Annotated in this window: 20 protein-coding genes; 13 read left to right on the forward strand and 7 right to left on the reverse strand. The window is 69.8% G+C overall.

Annotated features, from left to right (window positions below):
* Positions 1-93 precede the first annotated feature (93 nt).
* From V6M46_RS16475 to V6M46_RS16490, 4 genes are all read left to right on the forward strand, one after another.
* On the forward strand, positions 94-1044 hold the full coding sequence (locus V6M46_RS16475; protein ID WP_332667066.1) for a carbohydrate kinase family protein: 951 nt from the start codon (positions 94-96) through the stop codon (positions 1042-1044).
* 45 nt (positions 1045-1089) lie between these two features.
* Positions 1090-2601, forward strand: a complete 1512-nt coding sequence (locus V6M46_RS16480) for a flavin monoamine oxidase family protein (protein ID WP_332667068.1) — start codon at positions 1090-1092, stop codon at positions 2599-2601.
* Complete coding sequence (locus V6M46_RS16485) at positions 2598-3713, forward strand: SMP-30/gluconolactonase/LRE family protein (RefSeq protein ID WP_332667069.1); 1116 nt, start codon at positions 2598-2600, stop codon at positions 3711-3713. Before V6M46_RS16480 ends, V6M46_RS16485 begins: the two co-directional genes overlap by 4 nt.
* Before the next feature lie 64 nt (positions 3714-3777).
* The gene (locus V6M46_RS16490) at positions 3778-4386 is read left to right on the forward strand and encodes a glyoxalase (RefSeq protein WP_332667070.1); all 609 of its coding nucleotides are present in this window, start codon (positions 3778-3780) and stop codon (positions 4384-4386) included.
* A gap of 135 nt (positions 4387-4521) precedes the next feature.
* Here the strand turns inward: V6M46_RS16490 and V6M46_RS16495 are convergent, their stop codons facing one another.
* The 6 genes from V6M46_RS16495 to V6M46_RS16520 are packed head-to-tail and all read right to left on the reverse strand — an operon-like array spanning position 4522 to position 11060.
* Positions 4522-5625 (reverse strand): NAD(P)-dependent alcohol dehydrogenase, encoded by a 1104-nt coding sequence (locus V6M46_RS16495; RefSeq protein ID WP_332667072.1) that lies wholly within the window; start codon positions 5623-5625, stop codon positions 4522-4524.
* A gap of 24 nt (positions 5626-5649) precedes the next feature.
* A complete protein-coding gene (locus tag V6M46_RS16500; protein WP_332667073.1) occupies positions 5650-7128 on the reverse strand; it encodes an aldehyde dehydrogenase family protein in 1479 nt (492 codons plus the stop codon).
* Between the two features lie 30 nt (positions 7129-7158).
* A complete protein-coding gene (locus V6M46_RS16505) occupies positions 7159-7620 on the reverse strand; it encodes a MaoC family dehydratase (RefSeq protein ID WP_332667075.1) in 462 nt (153 codons plus the stop codon).
* Positions 7617-9167: an acyl-CoA synthetase gene (locus tag V6M46_RS16510; protein WP_332667077.1), complete on the reverse strand. Its 1551-nt coding sequence runs from the start codon at positions 9165-9167 to the stop codon at positions 7617-7619. The genes V6M46_RS16505 and V6M46_RS16510 overlap by 4 nt, the downstream gene beginning before the upstream one ends.
* Positions 9168-9205: 38 nt before the next feature.
* A complete protein-coding gene (locus V6M46_RS16515; protein ID WP_332667079.1) occupies positions 9206-10105 on the reverse strand; it encodes an amidohydrolase family protein in 900 nt (299 codons plus the stop codon).
* Between the two features lie 4 nt (positions 10106-10109).
* Complete coding sequence (locus tag V6M46_RS16520) at positions 10110-11060, reverse strand: SDR family oxidoreductase (protein ID WP_332667080.1); 951 nt, start codon at positions 11058-11060, stop codon at positions 10110-10112.
* Positions 11061-11281: 221 nt separating this feature from the next.
* Here V6M46_RS16520 and V6M46_RS16525 point away from each other — a divergent pair, with 221 nt between their 5' ends.
* The 9 genes from V6M46_RS16525 (at position 11282) to V6M46_RS16565 (ending at position 19298) form a co-directional block, all read left to right on the forward strand.
* Positions 11282-12475, forward strand: coding sequence for an ABC transporter substrate-binding protein (locus V6M46_RS16525; RefSeq protein ID WP_332667082.1), 1194 nt, complete (start codon positions 11282-11284; stop codon positions 12473-12475).
* The gene (locus tag V6M46_RS16530; protein WP_332667083.1) at positions 12472-13251 is read left to right on the forward strand and encodes an ABC transporter ATP-binding protein; all 780 of its coding nucleotides are present in this window, start codon (positions 12472-12474) and stop codon (positions 13249-13251) included. The genes V6M46_RS16525 and V6M46_RS16530 overlap by 4 nt, the downstream gene beginning before the upstream one ends.
* Positions 13238-13915, forward strand: coding sequence for an ABC transporter ATP-binding protein (locus tag V6M46_RS16535; RefSeq protein ID WP_332667085.1), 678 nt, complete (start codon positions 13238-13240; stop codon positions 13913-13915). The genes V6M46_RS16530 and V6M46_RS16535 overlap by 14 nt, the downstream gene beginning before the upstream one ends.
* Positions 13916-13994: 79 nt before the next feature.
* Positions 13995-14849: a branched-chain amino acid ABC transporter permease gene (locus V6M46_RS16540; RefSeq protein WP_332667088.1), complete on the forward strand. Its 855-nt coding sequence runs from the start codon at positions 13995-13997 to the stop codon at positions 14847-14849.
* A complete protein-coding gene (locus tag V6M46_RS16545) occupies positions 14846-15844 on the forward strand; it encodes a branched-chain amino acid ABC transporter permease (RefSeq protein WP_332667090.1) in 999 nt (332 codons plus the stop codon). The genes V6M46_RS16540 and V6M46_RS16545 overlap by 4 nt, the downstream gene beginning before the upstream one ends.
* A gap of 28 nt (positions 15845-15872) precedes the next feature.
* A complete protein-coding gene (locus V6M46_RS16550; protein WP_332667091.1) occupies positions 15873-16337 on the forward strand; it encodes a MarR family winged helix-turn-helix transcriptional regulator in 465 nt (154 codons plus the stop codon).
* Positions 16334-17080, forward strand: coding sequence for an IclR family transcriptional regulator (locus V6M46_RS16555; RefSeq protein ID WP_332667093.1), 747 nt, complete (start codon positions 16334-16336; stop codon positions 17078-17080). The genes V6M46_RS16550 and V6M46_RS16555 overlap by 4 nt, the downstream gene beginning before the upstream one ends.
* A gap of 95 nt (positions 17081-17175) precedes the next feature.
* A complete protein-coding gene (locus V6M46_RS16560; protein ID WP_332667095.1) occupies positions 17176-18294 on the forward strand; it encodes an aromatic ring-hydroxylating dioxygenase subunit alpha in 1119 nt (372 codons plus the stop codon).
* The gene (locus V6M46_RS16565; RefSeq protein ID WP_332667097.1) at positions 18291-19298 is read left to right on the forward strand and encodes a PDR/VanB family oxidoreductase; all 1008 of its coding nucleotides are present in this window, start codon (positions 18291-18293) and stop codon (positions 19296-19298) included. The genes V6M46_RS16560 and V6M46_RS16565 overlap by 4 nt, the downstream gene beginning before the upstream one ends.
* On the opposite strand, the gene V6M46_RS16570 is transcribed toward V6M46_RS16565, so the two are convergent.
* On the reverse strand, positions 19295-19717 hold the full coding sequence (locus V6M46_RS16570; RefSeq protein ID WP_332667099.1) for a MarR family winged helix-turn-helix transcriptional regulator: 423 nt from the start codon (positions 19715-19717) through the stop codon (positions 19295-19297). The two genes, V6M46_RS16565 and V6M46_RS16570, sit on opposite strands and share 4 nt — an antisense overlap.
* Positions 19718-19723: the final 6 nt, after the last annotated feature.

Here is a 19723-nt window from a genome sequence, read left to right on the forward strand (position 1 = left end):
CGTCCTAGACGCCTCCGCCCAGGCCGACGTCATCGCCGCCGTCATGAACGGATACGGCAGCAGCCGACCAGCCACCGATGAGAGGGACTCAGCATGACCGCCAACGACATGACCGTGATCGCGATGGGTGTGCACGTCCTGGACGTCCTCGTGCGCCCCGTCGAGGAGATCCCCCAAGGCCAGGGTGGGCAGCTGGTCGAGCAGATCAAGATGACCGCCGCGGGCTCGGCCGGCGGCACGGCGCTCACCCTCGCCAAGCTCGGCGCAACAGTGCACAGCGCGGGCGCGATCGGTGCCGACCCCATCGGCGACCTCCTGGTGACGCTGCTGCAGCGCGATGGGGTGGACACCTCGATGCTCGTGCGCCGCGACGGTGAGCAGACCTCGTCCAGCGTCCTGCCGATCCGCCCGGACGGTTCCCGTCCCGCCTTCCACGTCGTCGGGGCGAATGGCACGTACGGTCCTGATGACGCTCCCTGGGACGCGATCGCGTCGGCCACGCACCTGCACCTCGGCGGCCCGGAGTTCATGGGCGGCGAGGCCGCGGCGAAGATCCTCTCGTTCGCGCGCGAGCACGGCGTCGTCACGTCGGCGGACTTCCTGGCCCCTGGCGAGCCCGGCCTGCTCGACTGGATCGCGCCGGCGCTGCCCCACCTCGACTACGTGCTGCCCAACGAAGCGCAGGTCCTCGGCTTCACCGACACCTCGGACCTGGTCGACGGCTGTCGCCGGCTGCTCGAGCTCGGTGCCGGCTGCATCGCCGCGACGGCCGGTGCGGCCGGCGTGATCGTCGTCGAAGCGACGTCGGAGACCAGGATCCCGGCGTTCGCCGTCGAGGTCGTCGACACGACCGGCTGCGGTGACGCCTTCTCGGCCGGCTTCCTGAGAGGCCTGTCCCTGGGCAGGAACCATGCCGAAGCGGCGACCCTCGGCTGCGCCACGGCCGCCCTCGTGGCCGGCGGCCTCGGCAGCGATCATGGCGCGTTCGACCTGGCCGCGGCCCTCGAGTTCACGCACACCGAGCTGTTGGAAGCAACGAGCTGACCGACTCACTCCCACCCCTCCTCAGAAGTCAGGCAGGTCCATCGCATGAGTGACGACATCACCACCCCCACCGCTGCCGCTGCGCCCAGCCGGCGCACGGTCCTGCGCGGCCTGACGATCGGCGGTGTGATGGCCGCGTCAGGAATCAAGCTGGCATCGGCCGGTGAGGCCGCGACCACGCATGGATCGCTGCCGGCGTCCGTCGATGTCGTGGTCGTCGGCGGAGGGCTCTCCGGACTCGTCGCGGCCCGCGCGCTGCGTACGGCCGGCAAGTCCGTGCTGGTCCTCGAGGCGCGCGACCGCGTCGGCGGGCGCATCCTCAACCACACGCTGTCCGGCGGCGCGGTCATCGAGGCCGGCGGAGCATTCGTCGGTCCGACCCAGGACCACATCCTCGGGCTCGCCAAGGAGGTCGGCGCCGAGACGTTCAAGGAGTATGTCGCGGGCAAGAACGTCTACGTCGCGAACGGGCAGCCGCCGCAGCAGTTCACCGGCACGGTGCCGCCGGATCCGCTCATCCTGGCCGACGCCGCCCTGCTCCAGGCGCGCATCGACAAGATGGCCGCCGAGACACCGATCGATGCCCCGTGGACGCGCGCCGACGCGCAGAAGCTCGACAGCACGTCGCTCGACACCTGGCTCCGGCAGAACTCCGTGCTGCCACAGGTTCGGACGTTGTTCCTCAGCTACCTGCAGCCGACGTTCGGATCTGACGGTCTGGACGTGTCGATGCTGTTCTTCCTCTGGTACATCGCCGGCGCGGGCAACGAGACCAACGTCGGCACGTTCGCCCGCTCCTCGGACACCGCGAACGGCGCCCAGGACTCCCGCTTCGTGCTCGGCAGCCAGATCGTCCCGCTGCGGCTCGCGGCCGAGCTCGGCAACGCCGTCGCGCTCAACGCCGCGGTGCGCAAGATCCAGCAGAGCGCGGACCACGTGACCGTCACCAGTGACCGCGGGACCGTGCGCGCCAAGCGGGTCATCGTCGCGTGCCCGCCGCCGATGGTCCTGGGCATCGACTGGTCTCCGCAGCTCCCGCCGCGCCGGCAGCAGCTGCTCCAGCGCATGCCGATGGGCGCCCTGATGAAGTGCGACGCGGTCTACGCGAAGCCGTTCTGGCGCGACAAGGGCCTGTCCGGCTTCGGCCTCTCCGACACCGGCGCGGTCCGGGTCTGCTTCGACAACAGCCCGGCTGATGCCTCGGTGGGCGTGCTGCTGGCATTCGTCGGCGGCTCCAACTGGAACACGTACGGCAACGTGTCGCTCGCCGAGCGGCGCAAGGCGGTCCTCGAGGGGTTCGCGAAGCTGTTCGGGCCCGAGGCCCTGAACCCGATCGAGTACACCGAGCACGACTGGACCCACGAGCCCTGGACGACCGGCGGCCCCGTGGCCGTGCAGGTGCCCGGCGCGCTGACGGCGTTCGGCGACACGATTCGTACGCCGTTCCAGCGCGTGCACTGGGCCGGCACCGAGACCTCGACGTACTGGGCCGGCTTCATGGACGGCGCCGTGAGGGCCGGCAAGCGGGCTGCGAGCGAAGTGCTGGACCTGTCGTGACCACGCTGCTCAGGCATCGCCTGCTGATCGCCTTCGCCGTCGCGCTGGTCGCACTGGCGACCACCGCGCCGCAGGTCTCGGCCGAGACGCCGCGACCGCGGTGGGACACCCGGGTCTTCGCCCCGGTCGGCAGCCCCGGCTATCCGGCCAACGTCTATGCCCACCCGAACGGCCGGGTCTACGCCGGGACCTACACGAACCTGGCGGGCGACAGCATCCCCTCGAAGGTGTTCGAGTGGTCCGCCACCGGCGCGCTGCTCCGGACGTGGACCGTCCCCGGCCAGCACCTGGACCAGCCGCACGGCATACAGGTGTCCATCAGCGACTCGAAGGGCAACCTGGTCCTGCTGGAGAAGTCCACCTCCCGCGTCCTTCGGCTCGATCTCGGCACCGGGAAGTTCACGACGTACGCGACCCTTCCCGACCTGCCCACCTGCTCGGCCGCCGCTGCGAGCGCCGACTGCAGCCCCAACCTGGTGGACCACAAGGGCATCCCCAACTACTCGGTGTGGGGCCCCCGGGGCGAGCTGTACGTCACGGACTACGCGCAGGCGGTCATCTGGCGGGTCCCTCCCGGGGGTGGGACACCCCGGCCGTGGTTCACGGACCGGCGCCTCGACGGTGTGGAGTTCGGCACGACCGGCATCGCGCTGGCTCCCGCACGCGATGCGCTGTACGTGATGCAGCAGACCTCGCTGGGTCTCGGAGAGCTGAGCGTCGCGAACGGCAAGCTCTACAAGCTGCCCATCACGAGCGACGGCCGGCCCGGCGCGCTCGCCAAGGTCTGGGAGAGCCTCCCGGCCGAGCTGCCGGACGGCTTCGGCATCGCGCGGTCGGGCCGGATCTACATCGGCAACGTCGGCCTCACCCGGCAGATCGTGGTGATCGACGGGCTCGGCAAGGAGGTCGAACGCTTCCCCAAGACGCCGCTGACCGGTGACAACGGATCCGCGATCCCGTTCGACGGGCCGTCCAACGCGACCTTCGTCGGCACCCGCATCCTCGTCGCCAACCAGGCCAACCTGGGCAACACCGCCCACCACGCGATCCTCGACGTCGAGGTCGGTGAGCCGGGTGTGAAGATCCACATCCCCGCTGGCGCGGGCGGTTGACGCGGGGTCAGACGGTCAGGAATCAAGAAGCGCCGGTCGTCGGCCCGCGCCTAGCGTGAATGTCATGACCTCAATCGACAGCATCACCCTCGAATCGGCCGACCCCACGGCGGCCGCCACCTTCTATGACACCGCCTTCGGACTGGGCTCGCAGGTGCGCGTAAGCGCATCGGAAGCCCGGACGGAGGGCTTCCGGGGATACACGATGTCCCTGGTGGTGTCCCAGCCGGCCAACGTCGATGCACTGATGCATGCGGCGATCGACGCCGGTGCCACCGAGCTGAAGCCGGCCGCCAAGTCGTTCTGGGGATACGGCGGCGCCGTGCAAGCCCCTGACGGCGCGATCTGGACGCTCGCATCCTCGTCCAAGAAGAACGTGGGACCGGGCACGCGGGACATCGACGAGATCGTCCTCCTGCTGGGCGTCGACGACGTCAAGGCGACCAAGCAGTTCTACGTCGACCGCGGGTTCCCTGTGGGCAAGAGCTTCGGCGGCAAGTACGTCGAGCTCGCCACGGCCCCCATCAAGCTGGCCCTGTACGGCCGCCGTGCCCTGGCCAAGAACGCCGGCGTCCCGCCGGAGGGGACCGGTTCGCACCGGCTCGTGATCGGCGGAGACGCCGGGTCGTTCACCGACCCGGACGGGTTCGCGTGGGAAGCCGCGGCGCGCTGATGTGCCACCCGGCCAGGGCGCAGGCCATGGTCGAGGCGCAACGGCTGAGCGACCTCGAGATCCTCCGGCGCGCAGGCGATCGGATGGACCGGGAGGTCGCTCAGCCGCTCGACGGCGAGCCGCGTGACGCCATGGCTAGAAGCGGAGCACCGGCTTGATCGTGACGCCGGACGCCATGTCGGCGGCCGCCTGCGTGATGTCGTCGAAGGCGTAGTGCGTGATGAGCCTGCCGATCGGGAGCCGCCCGGTCGTGACGAGCTCGACGAGCGTGGGGATCAGCGACCGGGTCTCGGCATCACCGAGCGTCAGGCCGGTGACGGTGCGTCCGGGGATCATGAAGTTGACGTCGATCGGCACCTCGCTGCCGAAGGCGGGTGCGCCGACGACCACGGCGGTGCCACGTGCGGCCAGTGCCAGGACCGACATCCTCAGGACGTCGACGTTGCCGGTGCTCTCGACGACGCCGTCGACTCCGCGACCACCGGTCAGGTCGGCGACCGCCTCGTTGAGGTCGACCCGGGTCGTGTCGATGACGTCCGTCGCGCCGAGCTCGGTCGCGAGCTCGAGCCGCGCGGGCGCGCGGTCGGCGACGAGGATCGTCGTCGCCGGCGTGAGCCGGGCCGCCATGAGCGCCGACAGCCCGACCGCACCGGCGCCGGTGATGAGGATCGACGAGCCGGGCCGCGGCTCGAGGACGTTCCAGATCGCCCCGACGCCCGTCATGACCCCGCAGCCGAGCGGAGCGAGCAGGTCGAGCGGGGCGTCGCGGTCGACCTTGACGATGCTGCGCTCGTCGACGATCGCATGGCGGGCGAAGCTCGACTGGCCGAAGAAGTGCCCGCCGATGGCCTTGCCCTCCCGCGTGATGGGTGAGGTGCCGTCGCTGCGCTGCCCGCCGATCAGGTTGGCCGTCAGCCAGCTGTCGCAGTAGGCCGGGTGGCCGTCGCGGCAGGCACCGCACTCGGCGCATGACGTGAACGACAGCAGCACCTGGTCACCCGGCTGGACCGAGGTGACCGCGGCCCCGACATCCACGACGATGCCGGAACCCTCGTGCCCCAGGACGCCGGGGAGCGGGAACGGCAGCGCGCCATGGGCGACGCCGAGATCGGTGTGGCACAGGCCGGCGGCGGACATCTGCACGAGGACCTCGTCGTCGCGGGGAGACTCGAGCTCGACCTCGCCGAGCGTGAAGCCGCTGCCGGGTGACTCGACGACTGCTGCTGTGGTGGTGGTCATGGTGTGCTCCTTGGGTGGGCCGGCTCAGGCCAGCGAGACGAGGACGGACTTGGTACGGGTGTAGGCGTCGAGCGCTTCAGGCCCGTACTCGCGGCCGTGGCCCGAGGACTTCACGCCGCCGAACGGCATCGTCGGGTCGAGCATCGCCCAGTCGTTGACCCAGACGATGCCGGCGTCGAGCTGGGCGGCGACGCGGTGGGCGCGGGCCACGTTCTCGGTCACGAGCCCGGACGCCAGCCCGTACGCCGTGCTGTTGGCCATCGCGATGGCCTCCTCCTCGGTGTCGAACGGCTGCACCGTGAGCAGGGGACCGAAGACCTCGTCCTGCACGACGCGTGAGTCGTTGGGCAGGTCCGCGATCACGGTGGGCTCGACGAAGTAGCCCGGCAGGTCCGGTCGTCCGCCACCGGTGACGATGCGTCCACCCTCGGCACGCGCCTGGGCGATGAACCCTTCTGCCTTCGTGCGGTGCTGCTCGGCGGCCATGGGGCCGATGACCGTCTCGGGGTCGAACGGGTCGCCGAGTGGGACGCCGGGGACCGCCTGGGAGAGGATGCCGAGCACGGTCTCGTACAGGCTGGAGTGCACGAGCAGGCGCGGGCCGGCCATGCAGAACTGTCCCGTGTTGAACACGAACGCCTTGATCGCGGAGCCGATCGCCTTGTCGAGATCAGCGTCCTCGAAGATGATCTGCGCGGCGTTGCCGCCGAGCTCGAGCGTGATCGGGACGAGCGCCTCACCCGCGACGGCCGCCGCGTGACGCCCGACGGCGGTGGAGCCGGTGAACGCGATCTTGTCGATGCCCGAGTGGTTCAGGAGCGCGTCGCCGGCGACCGGTCCGAGGCCGGACACGATGTTGACGACGCCGTCGGGCACTCCGGCCTCGGCGAAGATCTCGCCCATCAGCAGGGCGCTCAGCGGTGCGATGTCGGCGGGCTTGTGGACGACCGTGTTGCCGGCGGCGAGGGCGGGCGCGAGCTTCGTGCTGCTGAGGATCAGCGGGAAGTTGAACGGCGTGATCGCCGCGACGACGCCGACCGGCTCACGGAGCGTGTAGGCCAGAGCGGGGAAGTCGGTCGACCGCGTCGAGCCCTCGATGGCCTGGGCCAGCCCGGCGTAGTACTCGTACTGGTTGGCGGCCGTCGTCACGTCGACCGGGCGGCACAGCGACACCGGCTTGCCGACGTCGATGCTCTCCGTCGCGACGAGCTCGTCCGCGCGCTCGCGCATCAGCAGCGACACCCGGTTGAGGATGCGAGCGCGCTCGCGAGCCGGCAGGGCAGCCCATGCGGGTGCTGCGGCGCGGGCGGCCTGGACGGCGGCGTCGATGTCGGCTGCGCCGGCCTCGGCGACCGTGGTGATCACCTCGGTCGTCGACGGGTCGACGATCTCGGTGCGGCCACCGTCGACGGCCTCGACCCACCGCCCGCCGATGAAGAGCTGGCGTGCGGCGATCGCGGGGCGCGCGAGGGTGGGTTCTGCGAGGTGCTCTGTTGCGGTCATCGTGGTCACGTTCCTTCGTTCGTACGAGTGTCAGGAGTGGTAGTAGCGGTGCACCATCTGCGCGATGCAGGCGGGCTTCGGGGAGCCGTCGAGCTCCATCGTGGCGTCGATCGTGGCCTGGATACCGCCGCGCCCGACGTCCTCCGCGCCGGCGAGCGACGCGCTGAGGCGGACCTTCGAACCGGCCGGGACCGGGGTGGGGAAACGCACCTTGTTGAGGCCGTAGTTGACCGCCATGTCGATCTGCCGGAACTCCAGCATCGACGACCACAGCGGGATCAACAGGGAGAGCGTGAGGTAGCCGTGGGCGATCGTGCCGCCGAACGGGCCGGTCTTGGCGCGCTCGACGTCCGTGTGGATCCACTGGTTGTCGTGGGTCGCGATCGCGAACAGGTCGATGTCCGACTGCGGGATGGCAAGCCATTCGCTCGTGCCCAGATCCGCGCCGATCATCGTCAGCAGGTCCTGGGGTCGGTCGATCTCGATGCTCATGTGTGGCCTTTCGGTGGGGAGGTACGGGCTCGTTCGCGCAGGGGTGCGCGGAGGATCTTTCCGGTGGCGGTGCGGGGGAGGTCGTCGACGAAGTCGAAGGTCTGCGGGATCTTGTAGCGGGCCAGCCGCCCTTCGAGGTGCCGGCGCAGTGCGGCCTCGTCGAGCGTGGCGCCCTCGGCGAGGACGACGAACGCGTGGCCGACCTCGCCCCAGCGCTCGTCGGGCTTGGCCACGACGGCGACCTGGTCGATGCCGGGGAGCTCGGCGATCACGGCCTCGACCTCGGCGGGATAGATGTTCTCGCCGCCGGAGATGATCATGTCCTTGACCCGGTCGACGACCTGGGCCCAGCCGTCCTCGTCGACGCGCACGACGTCGCCCGTACGCAGCCAGCCGTCGGCGCTCATGGCTTCGGCGGTGTCGCCGGGACGATCCCAGTAGCCGGTGAACACGTGGGGTCCGCGGACCAGGAGCTCGCCCTGCCCCGGGCCGTCGATGCGCTCGCGCAACGGCGTCTCGAGCGTGGTGTCGGTGAAGAAGTGCGGCACGCCGGCCGAGACCGGATGGTCGGCGATGCCCTCGGGCACCGCCATCAGGATGCCGGGGGCGGCCTCGGTCAGGCCGTACCCCTGCTGCACCTGGACGCCACGGGCCAGCCATTCCTGGGCGACCCGGGCGAGCACGGGGGAGCCGCCGAACACCACGTAGCGCAGCGAGGAGACGTCCCGCCGCTCCCAGTCGGGGTGGTCGCAGATCATCTGCAGCATCGTGGGCACGGCCGCGAAGCCCGTCGCCCGACGCTGCTCGATCAGCTCGAGGAACGGCCCGGGATCGAACTTCGGGACCACGACGACCGTGCCGCCCTTGAAGAACGTCGGCATCGTGATCTGGCCGAGCCCCGTGACGTGGAACAGCGGTGCGGCGCAGATCGTGACGTCCGTGCTGGCCAGGTCGACATGGGCCAGCTGGTTGACGGTGTTCCAGGTGATGTTGCCATGGCTGAGGACCGCGCCCTTGGGACGGCCGGTCGTGCCGGACGTGTAGAGGATCAGGGCCGGGTCGTCGAGCTCGACGCGGGTCGTGTGGTTGGCCGGGTCGTCGGGCTCGGCGGGCGTCGAGCGTACGAGCGCGCGCAGCTCGTCGACCGAGAGCACGTGCTGCACGCCGAGGGACTCCGGGTCCGCCTCGGCGACGGTCGCCGCGCACTCGGGCCCGTAGACCAGCAGCCGGGCGCCGCTGTCGCGGAGCATGTACGCGATCTCGCTGCCCGCGAGGCGAGTGTTGAGCGGGACGAAGATCGCACCGCGGCGACCCGAGGCGAACAGGCACTCGAAGGTCGAGATCGCATTGGGACCCAGGTATGCCACGCGGTCGCCGCGGCCGATGCCGAGCGTGCGCAACGTGGTCGCGAGGTGCTCGACGCGGGAGGCGAGCGTGGCGTAGTCGAGCTCCTCGTCGGGGCCGACGAGCGCCGTGTGGTGCGGGCTGATCCGGGCGCGGCGCATGGGCCACGACCCGATCCCGTGGTCGTGGACAGTCGTGCTCACGGCGCCCGCCTTCCTCACGGTCGGTCGCAGGTCCGTCGTCATGACGACGTCCCGAGGCCGAGGACCCTGACTGCATTGTCCTTCAGAATCAGCGGGCGAACCTCGTCCTTGAGCGGCAGATCCGCGAAGTCCTTGAGCCAGCGGTCCGGCGAGATGAGCGGGAAGTCCGAGCCGAACATGACCTTGTGCTTGAGGAGGCTGCCGGCGTACTTCACGAGCTGCGGCGGGAAGTACTTCGGCGACCAGCCCGACAGGTCGATGTGGACGTTGGGCTTGTGGGTCGCGACGGCGAGCGCCTCGTCCTGCCAGGGGAAGGACGGGTGGGCGATGATGATCGGCAGCTCGGGGAAGTCGACCGCGACGTCGTCGAGCCGCATCGGGTCGGAGTACTTCAGCCGGATCCCGCCGCCCCCGGGCAACCCCGAGCCGATGCCGGTCTGGCCGCTGTGGAACAACGCGGGCAGGCCGTGCTCGGCGATGACCTCGTAGATCGGGTAGGCCGCGCGGTCGTCGGGCCAGAACGCCTGGACGCTCGGGTGGAACTTGAACCCGCGGACGCCCTCCTCCTCGATCAGCCGGCGGGCCTCACGGGCACCCGCCTTGCCTCGTGCCGGGTCGATGCTCGCGAAGGGGATCAGCACGTCGGCGTTGCGCGCGGCGGCCTCGATGACCTCGGTGTTGCTGAGTCGCGGGTGGCCCAGCGCCGACTCGGCGTCGACCGTGAACACCACAGCGGCCATGAGCCGGCTGCGGTAGAACTCGGCCAGCTGGTCGAGCGTCGGTGGGCCGTCGCCGTCGGTGCCGAAGTACGCATCGGCCCCCGCGCGCAGCTCGTCCGGCAGCGAGTAGTGCCCGCAGCCGTCGACCTCCGCGTGGGTGTGCACGTCGACGGCGACGATCGAGTCGACGTCGATCGCGCACGTGTAGCGCGTCGTCACGGGCTCAGGCTCCTTCGCGCTGCGTCGTCGGGATCTTGGGCAGCGGGATGCCGTACGTCTCGAGCGACTCGCCGATCGACGAGTCGAACGCCTCCGCGATCGCGTCGGCACTCCAGCCGCCGTCGAGGAAGGCGCTGCGGATCTCGGTCGGGTGCGACCACAGGGAGATGCGGTCGCCACCGATGCCGATGCACTGGCCGGTGATGTGACCGGAGGCCTCGGACGCGAGGAACACGACGAGTCCGGCGACGTCCTCGGGCGGGCCGAACGATGCTGCCCGGCGTACGACCGAGGGGATCGGCTCGCCGGCCTTCATCGCCTCGACATACGGCGCGAGGAACGGGATCGTCTCGGTCATGACGGTCGCGGCGTTGGGGACGATCGCGTTGACCGTGACGCCGGCCTTGGCGCACTCCATGGCCCAGGTGCGCGCCATGGCGGCGATGCCGGCCTTGGCAGCGGCGTAGTTGGTCTGGCCGAAGTTGCCGCGCTGGCCCGCCGGTGATCCGGCAAGGACGAGTCGTCCGCCCTCGCCGGCCTCACGGAAGTGCTTCATGGCCTCGCGGGCGCAGGTGAACGTGCCGCGCAGGTGGACGTGGATGACGGCGTCGAAGTCCTCGTCGCTCATGTTCCACAGGACCTTGTCGCGCAGGATGCCGGCATTCGTCACCATGACGTCGAGGCGGCCGAACTCGTCGACCGCGCGGGCCACGAGCTGCTGCGCGGCCTCGCTGGTGCCGACCGCGACGGGCTCCGCGACTGCGGAGCCGCCGGCGTCGGCGATCTCCTCGGCGACCTGCTTGGCCTGCGCCTCGTCGACGTCGTTGACGACGACCTTGGCACCGGCGGCAGCCAGCGCGAGGGCGTACGTACGACCGAGTCCTTGACCACTCCCGGTGACGATCGCGACCTTGCCGTTGAGCTGCATCTGGTGACTGCCTTTCAAGATATTCATCAGGGAACCTGTTGGTTCGGATCAGTGTGGACGCGTGCATCGCAGTTGTCAACCTCCTGTTTTCGCGGGAGTTTCCCGTCGGGATCACCGGGTCTTGACAGCCCATGTGATCTGACTCATACTCCACTGTCAGGTTGCCTGACCATCAGGAAACCTGAATGAAAACGCGGGAGTCGACGCTTTCTCGGACAGCGCGGGCCCCCTCTCACCGAGGAGTACAGATGAGATCCACACGACTGATGGCCCTGGGAGTCGCCGCCGCGCTCGGGCTGGCCGCCTGCGGTTCTGGGGGAGGTTCCGGAAGCGACGACAGCGGACCGATCATGATCGGGATGGTTGCGCCGCTGACCGGGCCGCTGGCCCCACTGGGGATCGGCGACAAGGCTGCCGCGGAGCAAGAGGTCGCAGCCATCAACAAGGCGGGAGGCATCGACGGCCGGAAGATCAAGCTCACCGTCGTCGACGACAAGAGCGATGTTCCGCAATCGGTCACGGAGTACAGCAAGATGACCGCCAACAAGGACATCAGCCTGATCCTGTCGTCGGCCAATGTCAGCGCATCGACGGCCATCGGACCGACTGCAATGAGCCGGAAGGTGCCGACCCTGGCGCTGGGCCCGGTCACCGCCTTCGTCGACGGAAAGAATCCTTACGCCTTCACGATCCCGGCGAGCCCGAAGGCGTACGCCGAGAAGCTCGTCGACTACTTCGTCGATCAGGGCGTCAAGACTCTCTCGATCGCCTACAACGGCAAGGACGTCTACGGACCGACGGGCAACGATGCGACCAAGGCCGCGGCCAAGGCGGCCGGGATCGACGTCCTGATGGATGAGCCGCTGGATCCCGGCTCCACGGACTTCACCCCGCTCATCACGAAGGCCAAGAACGCCAAGGCCGATGCCTTCCTCGTCTGGGCCGCTGGTCCGGCTCCGGTGATCATCGCCAAGCAGCTGCAAGGCACCGGCGTCGCGATGACCGGGACCGGCGCGAATGCCTCGAACCTGTTCACCGAGCCTGCTGGCGAAGCGGCCGAGGGCATGATCATGGCCAGCAGCATCGCCGTGCCGGGCAAGGATCTTCCGGAGGGCCCCCTGAAGTCCCTCATCGATGCGTTCGCCGGCCCGTGGCAGGCGGCCAACAAGGGCGTCTTCCCGCCGCAGTTCGCGTTCGACGGCGTGACCGGCATCCAGCTGGCCAAGGCCGCGATCGAGAAGGCCGGGTCGTCCGACCGCGAGGCCATTCGTGATGCGCTCGAGGGTCTCGACGTGCTGACGCCGACCGGTCGGTTCCAGTACTCCAAGACCGATCACAGCGGACTCGACAAGACTGCCGTGGCGATCGTGGAGGTCAAGGACGGCGCGTTCACCGCGACCGAGTTCAGCCGCAAGCAGTTCGAGACCGAGCTGCCGAAATGACCGTGCTCCTGCAGGTCCGCGCAGCCACGAAGTCCTTCGGGGGGGTGGTTGCCGCGCGGGACGTCGATCTCGAGGTCGCGCGTGGCGAGCTGCGGGGCATCATCGGCCCGAACGGCGCCGGCAAGTCGACGCTGTTCAACCTGGTCAGCGGCCACCTCCGGCTCGATTCCGGATCGATCAGCCTCGACGGCCAGCGCATCGAGCGGCTGGCGCCGCACGAGCGGGCCCGACGCGGGGTGTCGATCGTGTTCCAGGGTGCGCGTGTGTTCCCCGCCATGACGGTCCTCGAGAACGTCATGGTGGGGGCGCACGCCCGCACCCGTGCCGGCATCGTCTCGGCGGCCCTGCGACTGCCCGCGCAACGTGCCGAGGAGCGGCGGATCACCGCCGCCGCGCGCGAGGCGCTGGAGCGGGTCGGACTGGCGGCGTGGGCCGATCGGCTTGCGACGGACCTGCCGCTCGGGCAGCAGCGACGCATGCAGGTCGCCCGCTCGCTCGCGGCCGAGCCGACCGTGCTGCTGCTGGACGAGCCCGCCTCAGGACTGCGCGCCGACGAGCGCGAGGACTTCGCGGTGCTCGTGGAGCAGCTCAAGGACATCGGGACCACGATCCTGCTCGTGGAGCACGACGTGGCCCTGGTCATGCGGCTCGCCGACTCGATCACGGTCCTGGATCTCGGCGAGGTCATCGCCGAAGGCAAGCCGGACGAGATCCGGGCCGACCAACGCGTCATCGACGCCTACCTGGGAGCGGGTGCCACTCATGCTCACCGTTGACGACGTCGTCGTCCGCTACGGATCGGCGACCGCCCTGGACCGCGTGAGCCTGCACGCCGACGCCGGCGAGATGGTCGCACTGATCGGCCCGAACGGCGCAGGCAAGTCGACCCTGGTCAATGCCATCTCCGGACTGGTGCCGATCGAGTCCGGCTCGATCGTCACCGGCGGTCGGGTCGCGCAGGTGCCCGAGGGCCGGCAGATGTTCGCCGACATGAGCGTCGTCGACAACCTGGTGCTCGGCGCGTGGCGCTCCGGCGACCGTGACCCGTCGCGGATCTTCGACCTGCTGCCGGCGCTGCGCGACTTCGCGAACCGCAAGGCCGGCACGCTCTCGGGCGGCCAGCAGCAGATGGTTGCGGTGGGACGTGCCCTGATGGCCGATCCGCAGATCCTCGTGATCGATGAGCTGTCGCTCGGCCTGGCCCCCCTCATCGTGGCCGACCTGGCCGAGCACCTGCGCACGATCAACCAGGAGCACGGGACGACCGTGGTCCTGATCGAGCAGGAGGTCGGGCTCGCGCTTGAGCTGTGCTCACGCGCGTACGTGCTGGAGGCCGGCCGGATCACCGTTTCGGGAACGACCGAGGAGCTGGCCGACAGCCCCGCGGTGCGAGCCGCCTACTTCGGCGGTCTCGACGTCGGGAAGGACGTACAACTGTGAGCGAGCGTCAGCGAGCGAATCATGAGGCAGGGATCATGCCGTTGCCTCCATATCGTGGGTTCTTCTTGGAGGTGACGGCATGAGCGACTTCATCACCTATCTCGTCTCGGGGATCGCCCTGGGGTGCACCTTCGCGCTGGTCGGCAGCGGGTTCGTCGTCATCCACCGGGTGACCCGGGTCGTCAACTTCGCGCAGGGCACGTTCGCGGTGTTCGGCGGGTTCATCTCCTACTCATTGCTCGACGGCATCCTGCCCCAGGGGTTGGCCCAGCTGGTCACCGTGGTGGCGTGCGGCCTGATCGGCCTGGTCGTCGGCTTCGTCGCGATCGGCAAGCCCGGCACCGACCCGCTGATCGCGCTGATCGTGACCCTGGGTGTGTCGATCTTCTGCGCTGCGGTCTTCATCACGGTGTGGGGTCAGGACCCGGTCTCACCACCCGGATTGAGGGGGTCGGTGTCGATCCTCGGCGCCGACGTCCAGCGACAGCGCCTGTTGGTCGTGGTCGCGACGCTCCTGACCTTCCTCGCCCTGTCGTTGTTCTTCAGTCGCACGTATGTCGGCAAGGGGCTGACGGCGTGCGCCTCCAACCCCCGTGCCGCGGCGCTCGTCGGCATCAACGTGCGGAGGATGGGATTCATGGCCTTCGCCGTGGGAGGCGCCCTCGGCGGTCTCGCCGGCGCGCTGATCTCGCCGTCGGTGGCGCTGTCGTTCTCGTCCGACCTGCCGTTCGCGTTGAGCGGGTTCGCCGCCGCGGTCTTCGGCGGGCTGACGAGTCCCGGCCGTACGCTCCTGGGCGGCATCGTCCTCGGCGTGACCGGGCAGCTCGTCGCGGGCTATCTCGACGGGTCCTACCAGACCGAGGTCGCGTTGCTGATGATGCTCGCGATCATGGTCGTCCGCAGCAGCACGTTCGTCACCGAGGAGGCGAAATGAGCACGATGATGGCCGGTCGCCGTACGTCGACCCTGATCACCCGTTCGACGATCGCGGTGCTCGCCGTGGTCGCACTCGCGATGCCGATGCTGATGTCCGACGTCACGTTCTTCATGCAGATGGTGCTCGCGGCGATCGTCGTCACCGGGCTCTCGCTGCTGATGGGTTATGCCGGACAGGCGTCGCTCGGCCAGGGCGCCTTCTTCGCGGTCGGCGCCCTCACGGTCGGGATCGGCACGACGACGTGGGCGCTGCCGCCGGTGCTGGCGCTCGTGCTGGCGCCGGTGCTGGCCTCGGCGTTTGCAGCCGTGGTGGGCATCCCGCTGCTGCGGCTCCGCGGCCACTACCTGGCCTTCGGAACCCTGGCGCTGTTGCTCATGGTCGTCGCGGCGATGAACACGTTCGACTTCCTCGGCGGCTCGTTCGGCATCGCCGGCATCCCGCCGCTCGCCGTCGGCTCGTTCGAGATCACGGACCCGCGCGACTACGCGTACCTGGCGCTCGGGTGCCTCGCCCTGGTGCTGCTCATCAGCCGCAATCTGATCAACAGCAGGTTCGGTCGTGGCATCCAGGCGCTCGCCGGCAGCGAGACCGCGGCCGCCTCCGCAGGCGTCGCGGTGTTCAGGGCCAAGCTCACGGTGTTCGCGATCTCGGCCGCCTTCGCGGGGCTGGCGGGCGCCCTCTCGGCGTTCTTCACGCCGTTCATCAGCCCGGAGTCCTTCCCTGCCTCGCGCTCGTTCGAGTACGTCATCATGGCCGTGGTCGGCGGGCTCGGCGCGCTGTGGGGCGGCGTCATCGGGGCCATCGCGATGTCGGTCGTGATCGAGGTGATCAACCGCATCAGCACCCAGCCGGGCCTGCCGGCGACGGCCGGCCCGATCCTGCAGTACGCGGCCTATGCCGTGCTGCTCATCCTGGCGCTGCTGTGGATGCCACGTGGGCTGATCTCGGTGCTGCACGGTGTACGCGGGCGGCTGGCTGCGATGCGCACATGAGCGAGCGCAGCGAGCGAGTGGTGACGGCATGAGCGCGGAGGTCGTGACCGAGGAGCCGGTCGAGACGTCGCTGCTCTACCTGCTCAAGCAGGTGGAGCTGGCCGTACGCGGTCGGGTCGACGCCGCAGCGGCGGAGCTCGGGCTGACGATGCCCAAGTTCGTCGCGATGAGCGTCCTGGCGCGGCACCCGGGCATGACGGCGGCCGACCTGGCCCGGCGGTCCTTCGTCCGGCCGCAGAGCATGGCGGCGGTCGTGACGTCGCTGGAGTCGCTCGGCTTCGTCAGCCGCTCACAGGACCCAGCCGATCGCCGCAATCATCGCCTGACACTGACGACCGAGGGCCGCCGGCTCGTGGTCGAGCTGTCGCTCCTGGTCCGTGAGATCGAGGAGATGATGCTGGCGGACTTCACCGAGGCGGAGCGCATGATGCTGCGCGACTTCCTGGTGCGGGGCCGCAAGGCGTTGCCCCATGAGTTCCGAGGCGGCCTGTGACCGCGGCGGCGACGTCAGTCACGTCGAAGGTCCTCGCGATCCTCGACGCCTTCAGTCCTGAGCGGCCCGAGCTCACGCTCAGCGAGCTCGCCGCCCGGACCGGGCTGACCCTGCCGACGCTCCACCGGCGAGCGGCCGAGCTCGTCGAGTGGGGAGCGCTCGAGCGTACGGAGTCGAGCCGCTACCGGATCGGACTGCGGCTCTGGGAGGTCGGCACGCTCGCTCCGCGCGGCCTGGGTCTGCGCGAGCGAGCCCTGCCGTTCCTCGAGGACCTGTATGTCGTGACGCGGCAGAACGTGCAGCTCGCCGTGCGCGAAGGGCTCGAGCTCGTGTTCGTCGAGCGCATCGCCGGGCGCGGCGCGGTCCCGGTGCTGACCCGGGTCGGCGGCCGCTTCTCGCTGCACGCCACCGGGGTGGGTCTGGCCCTGCTGGCGTACGCGCCGGCGGACATCCAGGAAGCGGTCATCACCGGGCAGCTGCCGGCGTACACGTCGTTCACGATCACCGACGGCGAGCGACTGCGGCGCGAGCTCGCCGAGGTGCGGCACCGCGGCTATGCCGTGAGCGACCGCATGGTCACCGAGGACGCGCTCTCCGTCGCCGCCCCCGTCCACGGACCCCAGGGCGAGGTCGTGGCGGCGGTGTCCCTGGTGACGCTGGCGGCCGATGCGCGTCCGCATGCGCTGGCCCCAGTCGTACGCACTGCGGCTCGGCAGATCTCCCGGGCGCTCGGAGCGCTCTAACTTTCAGTGAATGAAAACGCGGTCGCGGGAGGGCCGTCGCGGGCCGGATGCTCAGGAGGTCATCGCACGACCTCGAATCGCAGACAGGAACGGACATGTCGCTCGTCGATCAGGACGCCGTCACGGCCAAGATCTTCCCGCACCCGCTCAACGCGTGGTACGCCGTCGCGTGGGACCACGAGGTCAGCAACAAGGGCCTGCTGGCGCGCACGATCGCGGGCATCCCGATGGCGATCTACCGCACGGCCGACGGTCGCCCCGTCGCCCTCGCGGATGCGTGCTGGCACCGCCTGGCGCCGCTGTCGATGGGCAAGCTCGTCGGCTCGGACGAGGTGCAGTGCCCCTATCACGGCCTGCGCTACAACTCTGCCGGTCGCTGCACCGCGATGCCGGCGCAGGAGACGATCAACCCCAGCGCGATGGTGCCGTCATACCCGGCGGTCGAGCGCTACCGCTACATCTGGGTCTGGCCCGGTGACATGACGCTCGCCGACCCGGACCTGATCCCGGACATGCACCAGATGGACTCGCCCGAATGGGCCGGCGACGGCCTCACGATCGAGGCTCCGTGCAACTACCAGCTGATCCTCGACAACCTGATGGACCTGACGCACGAGGAGTTCGTGCACGGCTCCAGCATCGGCCAGGCCGAGCTCAGCGAGTCGGAGTTCCACACCCGCCTCGAGGACGACGGCAGCGTCACGGTCTCGCGCTGGATGCGCGACGTCGCGCCGCCGCCGTTCTGGCTCAAGAACATCCGCGACCGCTTCCCCGACTTCGAGGGGCATGTCGACCGCTGGCAGATCATCCACTACTACGCGCCGTCGACGATCTGCATCGACGTCGGCGTCGCGAAGGCCGGCACCGGAGCGCCCGAGGGTGACCGCAGCCAGGGCGTCAACGGCTACGTCATGAACACGATCACGCCGAGGACCGAGCGCAGCTCGCACTACTTCTGGGCGTTCATGCGCAACTACCGGCTCGACAGCCAGCTCATCACGACGCAGCTGCGCAACGGGGTCGCCGGGGTGTTCGCCGAGGACGAGGCCATGCTCAAGGCGCAGCAGGAGGCGATCGACGCCAATCCCGAGCACGCGTTCTACAGCCTCAACATCGACGCGGGCGGCATGTGGGTGCGCCGGATCCTCGATCGCATGCTGCAGGCGGAGGGGCGCACGGGCGCCGAGGCCCCGGCTGCGTCCCCGGCGCGATGAGCGTCGACAACCGGGCCGAGTGGCGGCTCGGCCGCGTGGTCGAGTCCGTCCCCGTGGCGCGGGACATTCGCCGCATCACGATAGAACGCCCCGGAGCCGCGGCCGGGCGTGCGCGGCCCGGCACGCATCTCGACGTCCGCGTGCGGCTCGATGGGCGTGAGGACCTGCGGTCGTACTCGGTCGTGGAGTCCGACGAGGGCGGTCGACGGCTGACGATCAGCGTGCTCCGCGTGCCGGAGTCGCGTGGCGGCTCGGTGTTCATGCACGGCCTTCAGGTCGGCGACGAGCTGATGACGACGCAGCCGCTGCAGAACTTCCCGCTTCGCGTCGGTGCGATCCGGTACGTGCTCGTGGCCGGCGGCGTCGGCATCACCGCGCTGGTCGCGATGGCGCGCGTGCTGCGTGAGCTCAAGGCCGACTACACGCTCGTGTACGTCGGGCGCAGTCGCGAGCAGATGGCCTATCTGGCGTCGCTCGCCGAGCTGCACGGCGACCGCCTCGAGGTGCACGTCGATGACGAGGGCACCTCGCTCGACGTCACCGCGCTGGCTGCCGGCGTCGCGGCCGATCCGCGCGGACCCGGGACGGAGATGTACGTGTGCGGGCCGATCCGGCTGATGGACGGGGTGCGCCGGGCCTGGGCGGACGAGCAGCTGCCGCCGGCCAATCTGCGGTTCGAGACGTTCGGCAGCAGCGGCTGGTTCGATGCCGAGGAGTTCGTGGTGCGGGTGCCGCAGCTGGGCGTCGAGACGACCGTGGGCTCCGATTCCACGATGCTCGAGGCGCTGACCGCGGCGGGTGCCGACCTGATGTACGACTGCCGCAAGGGCGAGTGCGGGCTCTGCCGGGTCGACATCGGCGCGGTCGACGGGGTCATCGACCACCGGGACGTGTTCCTGAGCGGGCGGCAGAAGCAGCGCGACGATGCGGTCTGCATCTGCGTGTCGCGGGTCGTGTCGGGGCCGGACGGACGGCCGCCGACACTGACGCTCACGCTGCCCTAGGTCTCCAGACTCGAGCGGCAGTCCATCAGGAAGCGCCGCAGCAGTGCTGCGTCCGAGGTGCTGAGGGCCCCGGTCATCCGCTTCTCGATGGCCGCGACGTGCGGGCGGCGGTCCGCGAGGATCGCCCGACCCGCCGGGGTCAGCGCGATGAGCAGGCGTCGCTTGTCGCTCGGGTCGCGATGTCGCTCTATCAGGCCGCGATCCTCGAGGATCAGGACCATGTCGGCCATGGTCTGGGCGGTCACGAAGGAGTTGCGGGCCAGCTGGGCCGAGCTGATGTCGCCATGGCGCTCGAGCACGGTCAGTGCGGTGTACTGCAGCGCGGTCAGGCCGACGGGCCGCATCAGCTCGTCGAGGCGAGCCCGTACGGACAGCTCGAGCTGCTTCACGAGATAGAGGAGCGTGGGGTTTCCGGCCATGCGCTC

It is taken from the genome of Aeromicrobium sp., assembly GCF_036676885.1.
Lineage (GTDB): Bacteria > Actinomycetota > Actinomycetes > Propionibacteriales > Nocardioidaceae > Aeromicrobium.